At 70.8% G+C, this 20,322-nt stretch carries 18 protein-coding genes; 11 read left to right on the top strand and 7 right to left on the bottom strand.

Annotated features, from left to right (window positions below):
• Positions 1 to 7 precede the first annotated feature (7 nt).
• Positions 8 to 1,351 (bottom strand): type III PLP-dependent enzyme domain-containing protein, encoded by a 1,344-nt coding sequence (locus ABD347_RS14635; RefSeq protein WP_344361010.1) that lies wholly within the window; start codon positions 1,349 to 1,351, stop codon positions 8 to 10.
• Positions 1,352 to 1,475: 124 nt separating this feature from the next.
• Here ABD347_RS14635 and hutU point away from each other — a divergent pair, with 124 nt between their 5' ends.
• From hutU to ABD347_RS14610, 5 genes are all read left to right on the top strand, one after another.
• Complete coding sequence (gene hutU / locus ABD347_RS14630; RefSeq protein ID WP_344361008.1) at positions 1,476 to 3,140, top strand: urocanate hydratase; 1,665 nt, start codon at positions 1,476 to 1,478, stop codon at positions 3,138 to 3,140.
• An 89-nt stretch (positions 3,141 to 3,229) separates the two neighbouring features.
• Entirely contained in the window at positions 3,230 to 4,420 is a 1,191-nt protein-coding gene (locus tag ABD347_RS14625; RefSeq protein WP_344361296.1) for an allantoate amidohydrolase, read from the top strand.
• Positions 4,411 to 5,745 carry a formimidoylglutamate deiminase gene (locus ABD347_RS14620; protein WP_344361007.1) on the top strand — a complete coding sequence of 445 codons (1,335 nt, stop codon included), beginning with the start codon at positions 4,411 to 4,413 and terminating at the stop codon, positions 5,743 to 5,745. Before ABD347_RS14625 ends, ABD347_RS14620 begins: the two co-directional genes overlap by 10 nt.
• Positions 5,746 to 5,771: 26 nt before the next feature.
• The gene (hutI, locus tag ABD347_RS14615) at positions 5,772 to 7,019 is read left to right on the top strand and encodes an imidazolonepropionase (RefSeq protein WP_344361293.1); all 1,248 of its coding nucleotides are present in this window, start codon (positions 5,772 to 5,774) and stop codon (positions 7,017 to 7,019) included.
• A 700-nt stretch (positions 7,020 to 7,719) separates the two neighbouring features.
• The gene (locus ABD347_RS14610) at positions 7,720 to 8,019 is read left to right on the top strand and encodes a hypothetical protein (protein ID WP_344361005.1); all 300 of its coding nucleotides are present in this window, start codon (positions 7,720 to 7,722) and stop codon (positions 8,017 to 8,019) included.
• Here ABD347_RS14610 and ABD347_RS14605 read toward each other — a convergent pair.
• Both ABD347_RS14605 and ABD347_RS14600 read right to left on the bottom strand, forming a co-directional pair.
• Positions 7,998 to 8,228: a hypothetical protein gene (locus ABD347_RS14605; protein WP_344361002.1), complete on the bottom strand. Its 231-nt coding sequence runs from the start codon at positions 8,226 to 8,228 to the stop codon at positions 7,998 to 8,000. The genes ABD347_RS14610 and ABD347_RS14605 overlap by 22 nt on opposite strands.
• On the bottom strand, positions 8,228 to 8,407 hold the full coding sequence (locus ABD347_RS14600) for a hypothetical protein (protein ID WP_344361000.1): 180 nt from the start codon (positions 8,405 to 8,407) through the stop codon (positions 8,228 to 8,230). Before ABD347_RS14600 ends, ABD347_RS14605 begins: the two co-directional genes overlap by 1 nt.
• A gap of 231 nt (positions 8,408 to 8,638) precedes the next feature.
• Here ABD347_RS14600 and ABD347_RS14595 point away from each other — a divergent pair, with 231 nt between their 5' ends.
• Positions 8,639 to 8,767, top strand: coding sequence for a hypothetical protein (locus ABD347_RS14595; RefSeq protein ID WP_425575658.1), 129 nt, complete (start codon positions 8,639 to 8,641; stop codon positions 8,765 to 8,767).
• Between the two features lie 437 nt (positions 8,768 to 9,204).
• Here the strand turns inward: ABD347_RS14595 and ABD347_RS14590 are convergent, their stop codons facing one another.
• Together ABD347_RS14590 and ABD347_RS14585 are read right to left on the bottom strand one after the other, a co-directional pair.
• Positions 9,205 to 9,678 (bottom strand): hypothetical protein, encoded by a 474-nt coding sequence (locus ABD347_RS14590; RefSeq protein ID WP_344360998.1) that lies wholly within the window; start codon positions 9,676 to 9,678, stop codon positions 9,205 to 9,207.
• Positions 9,679 to 9,708: 30 nt separating this feature from the next.
• Complete coding sequence (locus ABD347_RS14585; RefSeq protein ID WP_344360995.1) at positions 9,709 to 12,372, bottom strand: hypothetical protein; 2,664 nt, start codon at positions 12,370 to 12,372, stop codon at positions 9,709 to 9,711.
• A 138-nt stretch (positions 12,373 to 12,510) separates the two neighbouring features.
• On the opposite strand from ABD347_RS14585, the gene ABD347_RS14580 reads away from it, so the two are divergent.
• From ABD347_RS14580 to ABD347_RS14570, 3 genes are all read left to right on the top strand, one after another.
• Positions 12,511 to 13,620, top strand: coding sequence for a CapA family protein (locus ABD347_RS14580; protein ID WP_344360992.1), 1,110 nt, complete (start codon positions 12,511 to 12,513; stop codon positions 13,618 to 13,620).
• 57 nt (positions 13,621 to 13,677) lie between these two features.
• Entirely contained in the window at positions 13,678 to 14,541 is an 864-nt protein-coding gene (locus ABD347_RS14575) for an LLM class F420-dependent oxidoreductase (protein ID WP_344360990.1), read from the top strand.
• Between the two features lie 196 nt (positions 14,542 to 14,737).
• Entirely contained in the window at positions 14,738 to 15,430 is a 693-nt protein-coding gene (locus tag ABD347_RS14570; RefSeq protein ID WP_344360987.1) for an aspartate/glutamate racemase family protein, read from the top strand.
• 231 nt (positions 15,431 to 15,661) lie between these two features.
• Here ABD347_RS14570 and ABD347_RS14565 read toward each other — a convergent pair whose 3' ends face one another.
• The gene (locus ABD347_RS14565) at positions 15,662 to 16,558 is read right to left on the bottom strand and encodes an RNA polymerase sigma factor SigF (protein ID WP_344361291.1); all 897 of its coding nucleotides are present in this window, start codon (positions 16,556 to 16,558) and stop codon (positions 15,662 to 15,664) included.
• Positions 16,559 to 16,798: 240 nt separating this feature from the next.
• Between ABD347_RS14565 and ABD347_RS14560 the strand changes: the two genes are divergently transcribed.
• Together ABD347_RS14560 and ABD347_RS14555 are read left to right on the top strand one after the other, a co-directional pair.
• Entirely contained in the window at positions 16,799 to 17,167 is a 369-nt protein-coding gene (locus tag ABD347_RS14560; RefSeq protein ID WP_344361288.1) for an STAS domain-containing protein, read from the top strand.
• A 149-nt stretch (positions 17,168 to 17,316) separates the two neighbouring features.
• Positions 17,317 to 17,898 (top strand): ATP-binding protein, encoded by a 582-nt coding sequence (locus ABD347_RS14555; RefSeq protein WP_344360984.1) that lies wholly within the window; start codon positions 17,317 to 17,319, stop codon positions 17,896 to 17,898.
• A gap of 696 nt (positions 17,899 to 18,594) precedes the next feature.
• Here the strand turns inward: ABD347_RS14555 and ABD347_RS14550 are convergent.
• A complete protein-coding gene (locus ABD347_RS14550) occupies positions 18,595 to 20,100 on the bottom strand; it encodes a peptide MFS transporter (RefSeq protein ID WP_344360981.1) in 1,506 nt (501 codons plus the stop codon).
• Positions 20,101 to 20,322 lie beyond the last annotated feature (222 nt).

Genomic DNA, 20,322 nt, shown 5'->3' with positions numbered 1-20,322 from the left:
TCTGCCCTCACGCCCCGGCGGGATGCCGCCAGTCGGCGAGCAGCGCGTCCGGGTGCCCGCCCCCTGCCTCCGCGACGATCTCGGCGACCGTCTGCGGCGGGCGTACGGTCGCGAAGCGGACCGTCCCGTCCTCTCCCGTGACGAAGCCGTACACACCCGGCCGAGCCAGGGAGTTGTACGTGTAGTGGTGCGCGAAGTAGTACGCACCGGTGTCCAGCGCGGCCACGATGTCACCCGGTTCGAGGAGCGGCAGCGAGCGCTGCACGGCGAGCAGGTCACCGGCGAAGCAGGCCGGTCCCGCCACGTCCTGCCCGACGGGCGGGCCGCCCGCCTTGGGCAGCCCCCTCGCGTCGTACGCGGCGATACGCAGCGGCCAGGCGATGGGGTCGTAGACGGTCCGGGTGGCGACCTGGACGCCCGCGTGGGTGACGGCGATGGGGCGGGATCCGGACGTCTTGGTGTACTCGACGCGGGCCAGGAGCGTGCCGTGCTTGGCCAGCAGTGACCGGCCGAACTCGGTGACCAGCCCGTAGCGCCCGTCGAACAGTCCGGGGACCTCGTCGGAGAGGAGCCGGGCGTACTCGGCGTACGTCGGTGTCTCCTCGTCGGAGGTGAAGTTCACCGGCAGGCCGCCGCCGATGTCGATGGTGTCGACCTGGTGGCGGCCTGCCGCCGCGTTGATCTCCTCGGCGAGTTCGTACACCTCCCGGACGCCGGTCGCGAGGAGGGACAGGGGCAGGCCTTGCGAGCCGGAATGGGTGTGGAGGCGGGTGAGCCACGGGCGGTCGAGGAAGGCCCGGACGACGCGCGCGCGGGCCCCCTCGTCGCGCAGGGCGATGCCGAACTTGGAGGTGGCGGTGGCGGTGGACAGCGCCTCGATGGTGCCGCCGCCGATCTGAGGGTTGACGCGCAGCCCGAGCGGGGAGCGGGTGGGCGTCTTCCGGACGAGGGCGTCGAGCCGGGCCAGTTCCTGCGGGTTGTCGGCGTTGACGGCGATGCCGAGGGCGAGGGCCTCCCGGAGCTCGGCGGGGGTCTTGGCGGGGGAGTCCAGGACGACGCGGTCCGCCGTGACGCCCGCGGCGCGGGCCAGGGCGAGCTCGCCGGGGCTGGCGACCTCGGCGCCGAGGCCCGCCTCGTACAGCAGGCGCAGGACGGGGACGAGCGGGGACGCCTTGACGGCGAAGGCGTGCAGGACGGGCGCGTCGGTGACGGCCGCGAAGGCGGCGCGCAGGGCGGCGGCGGAGGCGCGGACACCGGTGACGTCGAGGAGGGCGGCGACGGGTTCGGTCCCGGTGAGCAGGGCTTGGTCGACCGCTGCTCGTACGGCCTGATCGCGACGGTTCGAAGCCATGTTCTCCAGCCAATCATCCGGTGCCGCGCGTCGCAGCCGTTGACTACATCTATTCATCGCGACAAGATATGAATAACTGAATCTGCAACCGCAGCCGTCCATCTGCGACCGAGGAGGCATCCCCATGTCAGGACCCCGCCCCGTACGGGCCCCGCGCGGTACGGAACTGAGCGCCCTGGGATGGCAGCAGGAAGCCGCGCTGCGGATGCTGCAGAACAACCTCGACCCCGAGGTCGCCGAACACCCCGACAAGCTCGTCGTCTACGGCGGCACCGGCAAGGCCGCCCGCGACTGGCGCTCCTTCGACGCGATGGTCCGCACGCTGCGCACGCTCAAGCAGGACGAGACGATGCTCGTCCAGTCCGGCCGCCCCGTCGGCGTCATGCAGACCCACGAATGGGCCCCCCGCGTCCTCATCGCCAACTCCAACCTGGTCGGCGACTGGGCCAACTGGGAGGAGTTCCGCCGCCTGGAGCAGCTCGGCCTCACCATGTACGGCCAGATGACGGCCGGCTCCTGGATCTACATCGGCACGCAGGGCATCCTCCAGGGCACCTACGAGACCTTCGCCGCCGTCGCCGCGAAGAAGTTCAACGGCACCCTCGCCGGGACGATCACCCTCACCGCCGGCCTCGGCGGCATGGGCGGCGCCCAGCCACTCGCCGTGACCATGAACGACGGCGTCGCGATCTGCGTCGACTGCGACCCGCGCGCCATCGAGCGCCGCATCGAGCACCGGTACCTGGACGTCCGCGCCGACTCGCTGGACCACGCGCTGCGGCTGGCGGTGGAGGCCCGCGACGCCCGCCGCCCGCTCTCCATCGGCCTCCTCGGCAACGCCGCCGAACTGCTGCCGCGGATGCTGGAGACGGGCGCGCCCATCGACATCGTCACCGACCAGACCTCCGCCCACGACCCGCTCTCCTACCTCCCCCTCGGCGTCGACTTCGACGACATGGCCTCCTACGCCGCCGAGAAGCCCGCCGACTTCACCCAGCGCGCCCGGGAGTCGATGGCCCGGCACGTCGAGGCCATGGTCGGCTTCATGGACGCGGGCGCCGAGGTCTTCGACTACGGCAACTCCATCCGCGGTGAGGCCCGGCTCGCCGGCTACGACCGGGCGTTCGACTTCCCCGGCTTCGTCCCCGCCTACATCCGCCCCCTGTTCTGCGAGGGCAAGGGCCCCTTCCGCTGGGCCGCCCTGTCCGGCGACGCCGCCGACATCCACAAGACCGACAAGGCGGTCCTCGACCTCTTCCCCGAGAACGAGTCGCTGGCCCGCTGGATCAAGATGGCCGGCGAGCGCGTCCACTTCCAGGGCCTGCCCGCCCGCATCTGCTGGCTCGGATACGGGGAGCGCGACCGCGCCGGCGAGCGCTTCAACGACATGGTCGCCTCCGGCGAGCTGTCCGCCCCTCTCGCCATCGGCCGCGACCACCTCGACTGCGGCTCCGTCGCCTCCCCGTACCGCGAGACCGAAGCCATGCTGGACGGCTCCGACGCCATCGCCGACTGGCCGCTCCTCAACGCCATGGTGAACGTCGCCTCCGGCGCCTCCTGGGTCTCCCTCCACCACGGCGGCGGCGTCGGCATGGGCCGCTCCATCCACGCCGGCCAGGTCACCGTCGCCGACGGCACCCCGCTCGCGGGCGAGAAGATCCGCCGCGTCCTCACCAACGACCCCGGCATGGGCGTCATCCGGCACGTCGACGCCGGATACGACACCGCCGAGACGGTCGCGGACGAGCGCGGCGTCCGCGTCCCGATGCGGGAGGGTGACCAGTCGTGACCGGGACCGCCGACGGGCCCGTCGCCGCCGGGGCGCAGCGGGCCGGCACCAGCCCGCCCCCCGGCGGGCAACCGCCCTCCTTCCACACCATGTGGGCCGACCTCGCCCCCATCGGCCGCGACGCGGCCACCCGCGGTTACCGCCGCTACGCCTGGACCGGTGCCGACGCCGACTGCCGCACCTGGTTCCAGGAACAGGCCGAGGCACGCGGACTCACCTACGAGACCGACCGCAACGGCAACCAGTGGGCCTGGCTCGGCGACCCCCTCGGCGAGGACGCCGTCGTCACCGGCTCGCACCTGGACTCCGTCCCGGACGGCGGGGCCTTCGACGGCCCGCTGGGCGTCGTCTCCGCCTTCGCCGCGCTCGACGAGCTCCGCCGCAGGGGAGTGGAGCTCCGCCGGCCCCTCGCCGTCACCAACTTCGGTGACGAGGAGGGCGCCCGCTTCGGCCTCGCCTGCGTCGGTTCCCGGCTCACGGCCGGGCAGCTGACGAAGGAGGCGGCGTACGGGCTGCGCGACGGCGACGGCATCACCCTGCCCCAGGCCATGGAGGACGCCGGATACGACCCGGAGGCCATCGGCCCCGACCCCGAGCGCCTCGCCCGCGTCGGCGCGTTCGTCGAACTCCACGTCGAGCAGGGCCGCGCCCTGGACCTCACGGGCGACGCGGTCGGTATCGCCTCCGCGATCTGGCCGCACGGCCGCTGGCGGTACGACTTCCACGGCGAGGCCAACCACGCCGGCACCACCCGGCTCGCCGACCGGCGCGACCCGATGCTCACGTACGCCGAGACCGTCCTGGCGGCCCGCCGCGAGGCGGAGCTGGCGGGCGCCGTAGCCACCTTCGGCAAGATCACGGTCGAGCCCAACGGCGTCAACGCCATCCCGTCGCTCGTGCGCGGCTGGCTGGACTCCCGCGCGGCCGACCAGGCGACGCTGGACGCGGTCGTGGCGGGCATCGAGACCGCCGCCCGCGAGGCCGCCGGCCGCCAGGGCATCGACCTCGCCGTCGTACGCGAATCCTTCACCCCCGTCGTCGAGTTCCAGCACGCCCTCCGGGACGAACTCGCCAAGATCCTCGGTGGCCAGGTGCCGGTCCTCGGCACCGGAGCCGGGCACGACGCCGGCATCCTGTCGGCGTCCGTCCCCACCGCCATGCTGTTCGTCCGCAATCCCACGGGCGTCTCCCACTCCCCGGCCGAATTCGCGGCCGAGGACGACTGCGTGGCCGGCGTCCTGGCCCTCGCCGACGTACTGGAGGGCCTGGCGTGCGGCTGACCTACTGGTGCGAACACGCCTGGCTCGGCACCCACGCCGAACCGGGCGTGGCCCTCGACGTGTCCGACGGCCGCGTCACCGCCGTACGCACCGGCGTCGACACCCCGCCGCCGGGAGCCGTCCCGCTGCGCGGCCTGACCCTCCCCGGCCTGGCCAACGCCCACAGCCACGCCTTCCACCGGGCGCTGCGCGGCACCGTCCAGGTGGGCTCCGGCACCTTCTGGACCTGGCGCGAGGTCATGTACCAGGTCGCCTCCCGTCTGACGCCCGACAGCTACTTCGCCCTCGCCCGGGCCGTGTACGCGGAGATGGCGCTGGCGGGCATCACGGCCGTCGGCGAGTTCCACTATCTGCACCACGCGCCCGGAGGCACCCCTTACGGCGACCCCAACGCCATGGGGGAGGCGCTGATCTCGGCGGCCGGAGAGGCGGGCATCCGCATCACGCTCCTCGACACGGCATACCTCTCCTCCGGTTTCGGCGCCGCCCCCGACCGGCACCAGCAGCGCTTCTCCGACGGCACCGCGGAGGCCTGGGCCGAGCGCGCGTCGCTGCTCAAGGAGCGGGACGGTGTCCGCGTCGGCGCGGCCATCCACTCCGTGCGCGCCGTCCCCGCCGGCCAGTTGTCCACGGTCGCCCGGTGGGCCGCCGACCGGCAGGCGCCCCTGCACGTCCACCTCTCCGAGCAGACGGCGGAGAACGACGCCTGCCTGGCCGCCCACGGCCGCACCCCCGCCCGGCTGCTCGCCGACCACGGCGTGCTCGGCCCGCGCACCACGGGCGTCCACAACACCCACCTCACCGACGAGGACATCGCCCTGCTCGGCGGAACCGGCACCGGTACGTGCATGTGCCCGACCACCGAACGGGACCTCGCGGACGGCATCGGCCCGGCCGCCGCCCTCCAGCGGGCCGGCTCGCCCCTGTCGCTGGGCAGCGACAGCCACGCGGTGATCGACCTGCTGGAGGAGGCGCGGGCCATGGAACTCGACGAACGCCTCCGCTCCCGCACCCGGGGCCACTGGACGGCCGCCGCGCTGCTGCGCGCCGCCACCGCCGACGGGCACGCCGCCCTCGGATGGCCCGACGCCGGCCGCCTCGAAACCGGGGCGCTCGCCGACTTCACGACGATCGCCCTCGACACGGTCAGGACAGCGGGACCGGTGCCGCGTCTGGCAGCTGAGACAGCGGTATTCGCCGCGTCGGCCGCGGATGTGCGCCATACGGTCGTGGGCGGGCGCCATGTCGTACGGGACGGGGCACACGCCCTGCTCCCCGATGTGCCCCGTGCCCTGACGGACTCGATCGCCGCGCTGCACCGCTGAAGGAGACACGCCTCACCATGAACAGCATGAACAGCGGCCCCGACACGACGAACAACCCCCCGGCGACGGCCGCCCCCGCGACCGCGAACAACGCGGTCGCGGCGACGGCCACCGTCATCACCAACATCGCCAGTCTGGTCACCAACGACCCCTCCCTCGGTGACGGATCCCCCCTCGGCCTGATCCAGGACGCGGCCGTCGTCATCGCCGGCGACCGCGTGGTCTGGATCGGTGAATCAAGCAAAGCACCCGCCACTGACAATCGGGTCGACGCCGGCGGCCGGGCCGTGATTCCCGGCTTCGTCGACTCCCACTCCCACCTGGTCTTCGCCGGCGACCGCACCGCCGAGTTCAACGCCCGTATGTCCGGGCAGGCGTACGCCGCCGGCGGCATCCGCACCACCGTCGCCGCGACCCGCGCCGCGACGGACGAGGCGCTCGAAGCCAACGTCACCCGCTATCTGCGCGAGGCCCTGCTCCAGGGCACCACCACCTTCGAGACCAAGTCCGGCTACGGCCTCACCGTCGAGGACGAGGCCCGCGCGCTGCGCATCGCCGCCCGCCACACAGACGAGGTCACGTACCTCGGGGCGCACATCGTCTCGCCCGACTTCGCCGACGACCCGGCCTCCTACGTCTCCCTGGTCACCGGAGAGATGCTGGACGCCTGCGCCCCGCACGCCCGCTGGATCGACGTGTTCTGCGAGAAGGGCGCCTTCGACGGGGACCAGGCCCGCGCGATCCTCACCGCGGGCAAGGCGGCGGGCCTGCACCCCCGCGTCCACGCCAACCAGCTCTCGTACGGCCCCGGCGTCCAGCTCGCCGTCGAACTCGACGCGGCGAGCGCCGACCACTGCACCCACCTCACCCAGGCCGACGTGGACGCCCTCGCCAGCGGCGACACCGTCGCCACGCTGCTCCCCGGCGCGGAGTTCTCCACCCGCGCCGAGTGGCCGGACGCCCGCCGCCTGATCGACGCGGACGTCACCGTGGCCCTGTCCACCGACTGCAATCCGGGCTCGTCGTTCACCTCCTCCATGCCCTTCTGCATCGCGCTCGCCGTACGCGACATGGGCATGACCCCCAACGAGGCCCTCTGGTCCGCCACGGCCGGCGGCGCCGCCGCCCTGCGCCGCACCGACGTCGGCCGCCTCGCCCCCGGCGCCCGCGCCGACCTCGCCATCCTCGACGCCCCCTCCCACGTCCACCTCGCCTACCGCCCGGGTGTGCCGCTGGTGTCGGCGGTCTGGCGCCGGGGCGAGCAGGTCGTCTGACGCGCATCCGTCGCAGCGGAGCCCCGGGGGAGTCACTTCCCCGGGGGCTCCGAGCTGGTCAACAGCCGTGCTCGCGCCAGCATGTTGCCGAACGACCAGTACGGCGCCAGTCTTCCGCCCTTGCGCAACTCCGCTTCGGCATTTGAGCTTTCTCCGAGTTATTGGATCCCTAGTGATGGAAACTCAATTCACCCTCCGTGATCCGCGTCACTCTCTGTTGTGGCGCACGCTCGCGCTCCGATAGATATGTCGTGCACGCGCCACCGAATGCATAAACCCAAGGGGGCATTCCTGTGACTCCTTGACCAAGAGTCGCCTCACAGCATGCATCGAAACGGGGCACAATGGACCACGCTGTCGTGCACACTGCAATCCCTCTCTTCGTTACCGGCGCCTTGCTGCTTTCAGGGGCGGCAGCCAGTGTCGCTTCTCCGGCGGAGGAGCCGCTTCCGGCTGACGACGCGGAGATCGTTATGAATGATGGGCGTGTCATTGGCGTCAATGACACGGTCGATTTCTCGTTCGAGGGGGACAAGAAGGCGGCTGAACCGAAGTCCGTCAAGGGCGACATGAGCGCCATGGCCTGCCCAGAGGTGAACGACCCGCCGAAATACACCGTCAAGGGCTCCCCCACTTCCTGCCGGACAAGAAGAAGCCGCAATCGACGTGGCTGTTGCCTCGCCAGACGGTGTCCTGGACGGTGACCGGCAGCCACACCTTCACGTGGGACATCGGTGCCAGCGCCGAGGCGGAGGCGGGCGCCATCCTGGCTAAAGCCAAGGTCAGCGTCGACACCAAGATCAGCGACTCCTGGACGTGGACCGGGACCCAGACCGTCACCGACACGAACACCACGTCCAAGGGCTACCGGGCCGTGCTCGGCCAGGTCGGGTGGAAGCTCACGGGTACGAAGACGTGGATCGCTCCGCCTTGTAGTACAGCCGGCGAACCCGGTTGTACGGCCTCGGATCTTGCCGGTCACAGATCGACGGCTTCCTGACCGGCCCGCGTGGCGAGGACTTGGTTGTTCCGTCCCGTCACGAGAAGGTCGAGTGCGTCGGGCATGCGCGGGCACAGCGGCGCGCACTCGGGGCAGGCGTACACGTTGATGCCGGCGCCGGACCCGGAGTGCACCTGGGAGACGAGGACCGGAGTGGTGGTGAACCGGTCGCAGTGCACGCACATCCGCATGGGCCTACGGATGGTCATCACGCCACCGCCGGAGCACCGACGAGGTGTGTGTCGAGGTCGATCCCGAAGTCTGCCGCGAGCACCAGGGCGAGCCGCCGCTGACGCTGCTCGTCCGCGACCAGGTACGGGCGGACCATGGCGCTCTCGTCCCCGCTCAGCGGTACATCCAGCCCGTACGGCGACCGAGCGACGGGCAACCGCGCCGCAATTGGATGCCGTGGGACGGCAGGCTCCGGACCTGACCGGGCCAGTGCGTGCAACGCCGGCCCGCTTGCTGTGCGGGACCGGTGCCGACCACGGGAACCCGGCGCGTACCGCAGCCTCGCCCAGTGGACGAGGGCGTGGATAAGGTCGTCGGCCAGTTGGACGTAGAGGGGCCTGGCACTCATTGGATCCAGGGGGCTGGACGGCTCACGCGCATCCCTCATATGGACGAGTACGGCGTGGCGCGCCTCACCGCACGCCGAGCCGCACAGGAACTCCGTGAGCGGGTCCTTGTGATCACAGTGGGCGGCAAGGGCTCGTTCGTGGTCGAGCAGCTGCCTGGCGAGGGCTGAATGCGACGTCTCCGGGGACTGCGAGCGCCCGGCGCGTAGAACCCGGCCGGGCTGAGTGACCTCTCGGACTTAAACGAGGGGCTGGTGTGCTGTCCCGGCACCCGGAATCCTGTGAGGAACCTCAATGCGCCGCTGCTCACCACGCTCAGCGACACCGTCCTCGATGCCGTCGATGCCCATGGTCCACCTGTTTCACCGCGAGAAGACGACGCAGCGCACGGACGGTGATGGTTCGTGCGTCATAGGACGTCCGCTCAAGCGTCGTCGCGGCGCCAAGGTCACCAGGACAACGCTTCCGGCTCACGTGTCCACCTTCCGGGGGAGACTAGCGGTAGCTGTCGAATATCCGCCGGTATTCAACAGCGCCGTTGGGGTGCCACTCCCTCAAATCGCTCGCCGGAAGAGCGTCCCGGATGCTGCTGCGGTTTTCTAAGGCGTCACTCGGGCAGTTCCTTGTCGATGAGAGGTGTGACGCGCAACGTCACTTCCGCGTTCGCGATCATTCGGCCAATTTCGATGGGGAGGTTTTCAAATTCTTCCATCGTCACGTCGTAGGGCTCCACGTGGTACAGGTTCCCGTCCCGGCCCTTGGCTTCAATGATGTAGCGGTGCCCCGCCGGTGAGCTCTCGTCGGATACCGCCTTCCAGGCGGCCTTGTGACGCCGTACCAGGAGGTCCCCGAGGTAGGAGGTTAGATCCGTGTGGAGTGTGATCCAGTCCGACTGTTCAAATTCGCTCAATGGTAGGCGGTCGACGTAGTTTTGTAGGCCTGGCATGAGGGACAACGGGTCTTGCAGGTACTGCTCGGTTGTAACGCCGAGCATTGCTGCGAGCCCTAGGGCGTTGTGGTGAGCGCCTTCCGTCCATTCCTCGACGTCCGTGGCCACCTCGTTCGGTGTCTTGTCCTGCACGTTGCCTGCCTCTCACGAGAGCCGAAGGGGTCACTTTTCCCTCGGTTTGTCCCACTGGTCCTTTTTGGGTGCTGGCCCGTATTCGACAAATACTATCTTGGCTTTCCTGAGGTAAGCGCGGAGCTCGGGGGATGGCCCCGCATGTGTGAATGCCCAGCGGGGGTCGTATCCGGGATGCAGTCGCCTCAAGGCTATGTCCTTGTGTATCTGCTCCTTGATTTCCTTCTTGAGGGGGACCTCGTTCTTGACGGCCTTTTGGGTGCCGTCGTTCAAGGTGATCGTGCGGTAGGGGCCGTACGTCTTCACCTCAACGGCGACCGTACGTCCGTCCGGAAGATCCACGGGTACGTCCACCTTGCGTCCGCCGGTACGAGTTACGGGATATCGCGGGTCGTTGTTTGTGGGGACGGGGTAGGACCGCTCGGGGTCGCCTCGCCACATCTGACGATGGAACCTTTCACCGCGTTGCCAACGCTCGTCGGGGGCGCGGGTGTTACGCACATCCCTGAGTGTGAGTGGGCCGTCCGCAGGGAGCAGGGTGCGCCGGGTGTAGTCCGGTTCCTCCCCGGCGTACGGATTATCGCTGTCCGGCTTACCAGTGACGTCACCTCCATCGGAGTCCGGCTTGCCGCCCGCGGAATCCTTGACAGTGTCCGGCCCTCCGGTGTTTTCACCGGGGTCGGCTGGCCTCGGCGAGTCCCGTCCGTCTGGACCGTCACCGAGCACGTCGTTACTGCGGGCGCCAGTTCCGCCGCCAGTGGCACTCGGAGTCTGGTCTGGGCTGCTGCTTCCCGGAGTGTTGCCGAGGTTGCCCGAGCCGTTGCCGCTCAGGACGCCACCAGGTTCATTGTTGCCGTCACCGGGGTGACCGCCGCCCGCTGGAGTGCTGTCCAGGTCGTTGGCCGGGAGGTGGCCCCCCGCGCCGCCGGCCGGGAGGTTGTCGTCCGCGCGGGCCGTGGGACCGGACGGGGCGTCCGAGGTGCGGTGTGGGAGGCCGTCGTCGAGGCGGCCCGTGTCGCCCAGGTTGGTGTCCAGGCTGTCGCCCAGGCGGGCGGGGATGCCCGCGTTGCCGGCCGCGCTGGAGGGCGCGCCTGCCATGGCAGGGACCTTGGCCGGGGCGTCCACCCGGGGGTTGTCTGCGCCCGGCGCCGCAGCAGGGGGCGTTTCCTTTTTGGCGTCCTCGGCGCGTTGGAGGAGGGTGCCGTCGGCGTTGTAGAGGTTGCCCTTGGGGTCGGCGTAGACCGTTTTGCCCGTCGGGCCGGGGAGCTTGACGGTGCCCTCGGGGAGGGCGATGGTGCCGTCGGTGACCTTGAGGGTGCCTTCCGGGACGGGTATCGCGCCGGGCGGGGGAGAGGTGTCGGCGGGGAGGCGGACCACGCCGTCGCCGAAGTCGATGGAGCCCGGGGGGATCGGGGTGTCGGCGGGGAGGCGGACCGTGCCCGGGGGCACCTCGACGACGCCCGGGGGCACAGGGGCGCCGTCGGGGAGGCGCAGGGTGCCGTCGGGGAGCACGGAGGCGCCGGAGGGGAGCTCGACCGTGCCGGGCGGGAGGCTCACGTCGACGTGGCTCATGCCGCGCAGCCCGGCCATGACGTCACCGATCTTCCGCATGCTGGCGGTGGCGCCCTTGAGGAGGTACGTCGTCGGGTCGAGGGCCTGACCCGCCTTGCCCGCGAAGGAGAGTGCCTTGGCGGCCGTGCCGCCCTTGGCCGCTCCCGACGCCGCGCTTCCCGCGCCCCGCGTGGCGAGGACGCTGAGCACGTTGAAGGTGACCAGGCCGCCGGCCCTGGCGGGGTTCTCGTCCCACTTGTCATAGGCGATCAGCGCCTTGCCGGTCTCCTTCATCGCCGTACGGGAGTCCCGCAGCAACGGGGGCATGTCCTTGTCGTCGGCCCCCCAGAACAGCCCTACCGCCGGGGTAGTGCTGATCAACACGCCGGTCGACAGCAGGCCCAGGCCCTTCCACGCCTCCCCGGCCGCGTCCCAGCCGTCGGTGCCGACCAGGGTGCCCAGGCTCTTGATCGTGCCCACCACGCCGTCGACGAAGAAGCCCTTCGCGAAGTCGGCGCCGTGCTCCCAGACCTGCCACGCCGGGGTCGACTCGGCGACCGCGTCGCCCCATGGCAGGCTCTCGGCCTGCTTGAGCATCTCGGCGTCATAGCCGTACATGCCCGGCTGGTGGGACCCGTCGTCGACCTTGAGCGGAGGGCCGCCGACCAAGGCGGCGATCTTGTCGTGACAGGTCCGTTCCGCCTCCTGGAACTGGGCCCAGACCTCGGCGATTTCGTTACGCCGGGCCAGGTTCTCGTCCGTCAGGTCGCCGTCCTCTCGCCACTTGTCGTCGTCGGCGATCTTTTCGCGGAAGTTGACGGCATCCTGGCGGAGTTCGTTCAGCCGCTTCACCAGCGGGCGGATGTCGTCGGCGTACTTCCCCAGTGCCCCCGCGATCACACACAGGTCCGAGCCGACCTCAAGCGCCTTGTCCTGGACCGGCTTCGTGGTGGCGAACAACTGCTCCGCCTCCGGCGCCCTGTAGAAGGCGCGCAGGCCGCCGAAGGAGGTGTGGACGTCACCGGCGACCGTGGAGATCTTCACCCCGGCGCCCGACAGCGCCTTCACCTTCTCGGCGAGTACCGCTTCGTCGCCGGTGAACTCCGGGACCTCGAACGGGTCGACCGGTGCGTTGTCGCTCAACTCTTCTTCCCCCCCCCCCGCGGTCCTTCGGCAGGTCACGACAGGCCCGCCGAATGGATCATGTGTACGACCTGCCTATCAACTCACTCGTCGCGGGTGCAACCGGCAATCACGCCACTCTCGCCCTAACCTGGAAGCATGACCGGGAACGCGGTGACGCTGTTCCTCTGCGGCGACGTGATGCTCGGGCGCGGGGTCGATCAGGTCCTGCCGCACCCCGGGGACCCGGCCCTTCAGGAGTCGTACATCCGGGACGCCAGGGCATACGTCGAGCTCGCCGAGGCGGCCAACGGGCCGATCCCGCAGCCCGTCGGCCCCCCCTGGCCCTGGGGGAACGCCCTGGGCGTGCTCCACGAGGTGGCGCCGGACGTGCGGGTGGTGAACCTGGAGACGAGCGTCACGACGAGCGGGGCGTTTGCGGTGGGGAAAGAGGTGCACTACCGGATGCACCCGGAGAACCTGCCCAGCCTGGCCGCCGCCCGGCCCGATGTGTGCGCGCTGGCCAACAACCACGTGCCGTACTTCGGCCGCCAGGGGCTGGAGGAGACCCTCGACGCCCTGGCCGGGACGGGCCTGCGGGTGGCGGGCGCCGGGCGGAGCGCGGACGCGGCGCGGCGGCCGGCGGTCGTCGATCTCGGCGGCCGAAGGGTGCTGGTCTTCGCCTTCGGGATGGAGTCCAGCGGCATCCTGCCCGGCTGGGCCGCCACCGAGGACCGGCCCGGGGTCGCCTTCGTACCAGAGCCGACGTACGAGGCCGCGGCCGTGATCACGGGGCGGATACGGGAGGTCAGGCGGCTCGGGGACATCGTGGTCGTCAGCGTCCACTGGGGGTGCAACTGGGGGTACGCCGTCGGGCGGGACCAGGTCCGGTTCGCGCACGCGCTGGTCGACGGGGGCGTCGACGTCGTGCATGGGCACTCCTCGCACCACCCCCGCCCCCCGGAGCTGTACCGGGACCGGCTGGTCCTCTACGGCTGCGGCGACTTCATCGACGACTACGAGGGCATCACCGGCTACGAGCAGTTCCGGGACGACCTCCGGCTGCTGTACCTCGTCACGGTGGAGCCGGATGCCGCCCGCGCGCCGGGCGTACGGATCGTTCCCATGCAGGCCCGGCGGATGCGCCTGCACCACGCCTCGGGCGAGGACCGTGAGTGGCTGCGGGGCACGCTGGACCGCGTCAGCCGTGGCTTCGGCGTGCGCGTCGGTCTGGACGCGGACGGCGCGATGACCGTACGCTCCCGCTGAATTCCACCGACAGCCTGCCGACCCGGCAGGCTGTTTTTGTTTGCCCTGGAGGCTCCCGTGAAGCTCGGTCTCACCTGTCCCCGGTTCGTCTGGCCCGGCGGCGACGCCGCCATCGCGGCGCGGTTCGCGGACGTCGCGCGCGGGGCCGACGAGGCCGGGCTCGACAGCTTCTGGGTGATGGACCACTTCTTCCAGATCCCGAACTTCGGCGTCGCCGAGGACCCCATGCTGGAGGCCTACGGCGCCCTGTCGTACGCCGCCGCCCTCACCCGGCGCGTCACCCTCGGCACGCTCGTGACGGGCGTGACGTACCGTCTGCCCGGCCTGCTGCTGAAGCAGGTGACCACCCTGGACGTGCTGTCCGGCGGGCGGGCGGTGCTCGGGATCGGGGCCGGGTTCCACGAGGAGGAGCACCGGGGCCTCGGGTTCCGGCTGCCGCCGGTCGCCGAGCGGTTCGAGCGGCTGGAGGAGACGCTGCGGATCGCCAAGCGGATGTGGAGCGCCGAGGACACCCCGTACGAGGGCAAGCACTACCGGCTGGCCCGTACCCTCAACTCCCCGCAGTCCCTGTCCCGCCCCCACCCGCCCATCCTCATCGGCGGCAGCGGCGAGAAGAAGACCCTGCGGCTGGTCGCCCGGTACGGCGACGCGTGCAACCTCTTCCACGGCGCCGACGTACGCCACAAGCTCGCCGTGCTGCGCGCGCACTGCGAGGCGGAACGGCGGCCCTACGAGGCGATCGAGAAGACGCTCCACATGCGCGTGCCCGACGCGCAGTCCGTGGCGGAGAGCGTCCAGCGCTGCGGCGAACTCGCGGAGCAGGGCATCGACCACGTCATCGTCGCCATGCCCGACCCCTCCACCGACGCCTCCCTCACGCACCTGGCCGAACTCGCCCGGCAGGTGCGCACGCTCGCGTGAGACGCGGGCCGGCGGCAGCCACGGGCCGCCCGTCGCGCCGTCCGTCGTGCCGGAGCGCGCCGGGCTCCTCCCGGACGGCTACGAGGACCCGTGGAGCGCCCGGCCCCATGGCGGGCTCTTCGCGCTGGAGCGGTGACGGGAGCAGGAGGGGGGCCGCGCCGGGGCGGGTCCGCGACGATCATGGCAACCTGTCCCGATGAAGACCATCGGACTGATCGGCGGCATGAGCTGGGAATCCAGCGCGGAGTACTACCGGCTCCTCAACGAGCTCGTACGCGAGCGCCTCGGCGGGCTGCACTCCGCGCGGTGCATCCTGCACTCCGTCGACTTCGCGGAGATCGAGCGGCTCCAGGTCTCCGGCGAGTGGGAGCAGGCCGGGGAGGTGCTCGCCGAGGCGGGGCGGGGGCTGGCGGCCGCCGGGGCGGATCTGCTGCTGATCTGTACGAACACCATGCACAAGGTCGCCGGCCAGGTGCAGGACGCGGTGCCCGTGCCGCTGCTGCACCTCGGGGACGCCACCGCCGACGCCGTACGCGCGGCCGGTCTGAAGACCGTCGGGCTGCTCGGGACCGCGTTCACCATGGAGCAGGACTTCTACCGCGACCGGCTCGCCGGGCACGGGCTCACCGTCCTGGTCCCCGAGGCGGAGGGGCGGGCCGAGGTGCACCGGATCATCTACGAGGAGCTGTGCCTGGGCATCGTCGAGGACGCCTCCCGCGAGGTCTACCAGCGGGTCGTCGACCAGTTGGTGGCCGACGGCGCGGAGGGCGTCATCCTCGGCTGCACCGAGATCGAGCTGCTGATCGGGCAGGAGCACAGTCCGGTGCCGGTGTTCCCCACCATCCGGCTGCACGCCGAGGCCGCCGTCACGGCCGCCCTGGCCCATTGAACACGTGCCCCGGCCCCGAGTTGCCGCTCGTCGCAGGCCGTCGGCCGCCGGGCGGGCGCCGTGGCACAGCGCCGCGGGCGACCGGAACCGACCGGGTGGCACGTACCCCGCATCGCCGACCGAAGCCGAGCCAACGGGGCGAAAGCGTCAATGAGGCGGAAGGGCCCGTCCCTTGACGGAACGGACCCTTCGCGAGCCTTCGGGAGCCTTCGGCGGCTGGTGCGCGGCCGGTCACTCCTCCACGGTGAGACCCTTGCGAAGTTTGCCCAGCGTGCGGGAGAGCAGACGGGAGACATGCATCTGCGAGATGTTGAGCTCCTCGCCGATCTCCGACTGTGTGAGCCCGGCGACGAAGCGCAGGGAGAGGATCTTCCGGTCGCGGGCCGGGAGGGAGGCGATCAGCGGCTTGAGCGACTCGATGTACTCGATGCCCTCGAGCCCGTGGTCCTCGTAGCCGATGCGGTCCGCCAGCGCGCCTTCGGAGTCGTCCTCCTCGGGCTGGGCGTCGAGCGAACTGGCGGTGTAGGCGTTGCTCGCCGCCATGCCCTCGACGACCTCCTCCTTGCTGATCCCGAGCTTCTCGGCGAGCTCGGCCACGGTGGGCGAGCGGTCGAGCTGCTGGGCCAGTTCGTCCCCGGCCTTGGCCAGGTCGAGGCGGAGTTCCTGGAGCCTGCGCGGGACGCGCACGGACCAGGAGGTGTCGCGGAAGAAGCGCTTGATCTCTCCGACGATGGTTGGCATCGCGAAGGTGGGGAACTCGACCCCTCGGCTGAGTTCGAAGCGGTCGATGGCCTTGATGAGACCGATGGTGCCGACCTGGATGATGTCCTCCATCGGCTCGCTGCGGGAGCGGAACCGGGAGGCGGCGAACTTGACCAGCGCGAGGTTCAGTTCGACCAGCGTGTTGCGGACGTACGCGTGCTCGTACGTCCCTTCCTCGAGGCCTTCGAGGCGCGCGAAGAGCGTCTTGGACAGGGCCCTCGCGTCGAGAGGTTCGACTTCGTCGTACCGAGGGATGTCGGGCAGACCGAGAGCTGCGGTCCCGATCTGCTCGAAGTCTTCGATCTGGTGGGGCGGAGTTGTCGACGGCGCGTGGGGGGTACGCGTTTCGTCGAGCCGGGGTGACATGGTCTCCTCCATCGTTCTCGGCATATGGCCGCCGATGCCCAAAGGATGTGGCTGCGGTGTGCGGCGCCTCCAAAGCCGGCCGTCTCGGTTGTGTCCCTACTAGCCCTACCCGCTTCGCACGGATCGTTGCAAGTGTCAATTGTCCCGTATGACCGGCTTGTGGCTAAGTCGCGACTACCGGCTGCCGTTCAGAAGGCGTAGGGTTCTACCGACTCAATGGCATCGGCGAAGAGGGACGGCATGGACCGCGGGACGGTCGGCAGCGCGAATCAGGGCCGACTCAAGGTCGGGGTCCGGACGGAAGGCCGCAGCGAGGTGCTCACACCGGCGGGTGAGCTTGATCACCACACCGCCGAGCTGCTGCGCGAGCCGCTGGACGCCGCGCTCGAACAAGGTCGCACACGCCTGGTGATCGACTGCTCGCAGCTTGCGTTCTGCGACTCCACCGGGCTCAACGTGCTGCTCGGGGCCCGCCTGAAGGCGGAGGCCGCGGGCGGAGGGGTGCATCTGGCAGGGATGCAGCCCGTAGTGGCCAGGGTGTTCGAGATCACAGGGGCGGAGGCGGTTTTCACCGTCCACGACTCGTTGGACGCGGCGCTCGCCGACTGAAGTGACAAAGCGGGTGTTGTCCCGGATCGGCCGGGCAGAAGAACCCCGCGGCAACTGTACGGACGGGCTCCACACTCTCTGTGACGGCCTTGTGGCTGCCCTGCGACGACGTAATGGCGACTCGGTGAAATCGGTGAGGTGAAGCGCTGATGGGCACCACCCAGCAGCATCCGCCGAGCGATCTCGGCCCCCAGCCGGACGGTTCCGGCCTCGGTGTCGGTGCCTCGGTCTCGACTGCCTCCTCCGTTTCCACCACGCCGGAGGTGAGGTCGGACATGTCAGGTGCGGCGCCCGGGCCGGGTCCCGGGGCCACGCCCGCGGGGCGCCGGACGCGGCGGCTTTCGCTGGGCAGTGCCAGTGGGATCGTTCCGCTCGCCCGGGACTTCACGAGGCAGGCCCTCTACGACTGGGGCTGGCTGCCGGCGGCCACCGCCGACCGCCGGGCCGCCGCCGAGGACGTCCTGCTCGTCGTCTCGGAGCTGGTCACCAACGCGTGCCTGCACGCCGAGGGGCCGGAGGAGCTGCGTGTCTCGCTGGACGCGAAAGTCCTGCGGCTGGAGGTCGAGGACCGCGGTGCCGGTCAGCCCGCGCCGCGCACCCCGCACCGGGCCGGGCGGCCGGGCGGCCACGGCATGTTCATCGTCCAGCGCCTCTGTCTGGACTGGGGGGTCGTCAGGTCCGCCGACGCACCCGGCAAGACGGTCTGGGCGGAACTCGCGGCACCCGCCTGATCCGGCGGGTTCCCCGCAGCGGTTGTGGAGCACGGCGATTCGCCGTGCTCTTTGTCTTTCCTCCTCCACGTGCCACACCGGAAGCGGACAACTCCGGTCCGGGCGGCGGCGGGCGGCGGGCGCCGGCACACCAGGGCGTTCCTGAAGGCCTCTCACCGAGCCCGGTGGGGCTGGGAAGGGCGGAGGGCCCCCAACGCGCCCGGTGACCTGCCGGGCGCGTCCAGGCGCTGGGCACCGCGAGGGTGTGGGTCCTGCCCGCGAACGTACGGCCGGTCTCTCCGGGGCCCGACATCTCTGCGAAGCGGTACGAGTGCCTCCGGTGTCACGCCCCCGGGCCGGAGCCCTCCGGCCCGGGGGCGTGCCCCGCGGCCGCTCGGCGGCTCCTCCACGGCCACGGGAGCCCTCCCGGGCTTTCCCGGGCGCAGGCGTCCGGGACGGACGACGGCAGCGGCCGACACCGTCCGGCGGCGCCCGCCGGCGCGGCGACCCCGCCCGCCCGGGCGCGGTGCGCTCCCGAAGCGCTGAGCGCGCGCGGACACGGCGAGGGCCGCCGTACCGGAGGGGCGCGGACACGGCGAGGGCCGCCGTACCGGAGGGGCGTGGACACGGCGAGGGCCGCCGTACCGGAGGGGCGTGGACATGACGAGGGCCGCCGTACCGGACGGATCCGGTACGGCGGCCCTTCGTGCCCCGCGGCTACTTCACGTCGCCCATCAGGGCGCGGATCTTCTTGCCGGCCGTCATGAAGGCCAGACCGGCCGCGACGGCGATGACGCCCCACAGCGTGTAGTACATCGCGTCACCCAGCGGCGCGTTGAGCTTGGTGGTCCAGCCGTTCAGGGCGTTGCCCGTCGCCGTGGCCAGGAACCACAGACCCATGATCTGGCCCACGAACTGCTTCGGCGCCAGCTTCGTCGACAGGGACAGACCGACCGGCGACAGGCACATCTCGCCGAGGGTCTGCACCAGGTAGACGCTCAGCAGCCAGAAGACGGTGACCTTGCCCGTGTCGCTGTTGGCGGCGGCGGCGCCGGCCAGGCCCATGATGCCGAAGGAGCCACCGATGAGGAGCATCGCCAGGGCGAACTTCATCGGGGTGCTCGGCTCACGGTCGCGCTGGGCCAGCTTGACCCACAGCGTGGCGAAGAGCGGGGCGAGGACGATCACCATGGCCGGGTTCACCGACTGGTACCAGGACGCCGGGAACTCCCAGCCGCCGATCATGCGGTCGGTCTTGCCGTCCGCGAAGATCGTCAGCAGCGAGCCGGACTGGTCGTAGATCATCCAGAACAGCACGGCGGTGGCGAAGAACCAGACGAAGGCCTGGATCTTCGGCTTGTCCGCGCTGGTCAGAGCCGGGTTGCGGTACATCGTCACGAAGTAGACGATCGGCACCACGATGCCGAGGACGGCCAGCACGTTGACGATGTGCTCGATGTCGTACGTACCGAGCGCGATGTCCAGGACCAGCGCGACGACGGCGATGCCGCCCCACAGCGCGACCTTGCGCAGCGCGGAGCGCTTCTCCTCCGGGGAGGCCGGGGTGCCGGGCTGCTTGCCGATGTCACCGAGGTGACGGCCGCCCAGGACGTACTGGATGACGGCGAGGGTCATACCGATACCGGCGACACCGAAGCCGAGGTGCCAGTCGACGTGCTCACCGAGGTAGCCGACGACCAGCGGGGCGGCCATACCGCCGATGTTGATCGCCATGTAGAAGAGCGTGAACCCGGCGTCGCGACGGGCGCTGGGCTGACCCTCGTAGAGTCCGCCGACCATCGCGGAGATGTTCGGCTTCAGCAGGCCGGTGCCGATCGCGATCAGACCGAGGCCGCAGAAGAAGGCGAGGTCGGAGGGGATCGCCAGGGTGAAGTGGCCCAGTGCGATGACGATGCCGCCGACCAGTACGGCCTTGCGGGCGCCCCAGAGGCGGTCCGCGACCCAGCCGCCGGGCATGGCGGCCATGTAGACGACCGCGTTGTACACACCGTAGATCGAGGCCGCCAGGGCCTCCCGGCCCTCCAGAGGTCCGTCGAGGACGCCCGCGATCAGGTAGAGGACGAGGATGCCGCGCATTCCGTACCAGGAGAAGCGCTCCCACATCTCCGTCATGAAGAGCGTGGCCATACCCCGGGGGTGGCCGAAGAAGGTCTTACCGCCGGTAGGTGCTCCGGCGGAGTCCTTCGTCAGGCTGGACGCCATGGTCGATCCTTGCTTGCTCGGGACGCGCTGCGCTTCGTGAGCGGTCACGCGCCCGGTGGGGGGCTGCCGGCGCCGGCACGGGCTCCGCCCCGCCCCCACGCCCGCAGGGGTCCGCCCCCGTACGGCGTACGGAGGCGGCGGGACAGTCCGCACCGGGATCCGCGCCCCGCGGGCGTTGTCGCGCCACGGGGCCCGGCCCACAGGTCGTTCACTGTCTCGAGG

Source organism: Streptomyces gobitricini (assembly GCF_039532985.1).
In the GTDB taxonomy this organism is placed as follows: domain Bacteria; phylum Actinomycetota; class Actinomycetes; order Streptomycetales; family Streptomycetaceae; genus Streptomyces; species Streptomyces gobitricini.
Note: the sequence above shows the minus strand (reverse complement) of the source record. Positions and strands in the feature narration are given on the sequence as shown.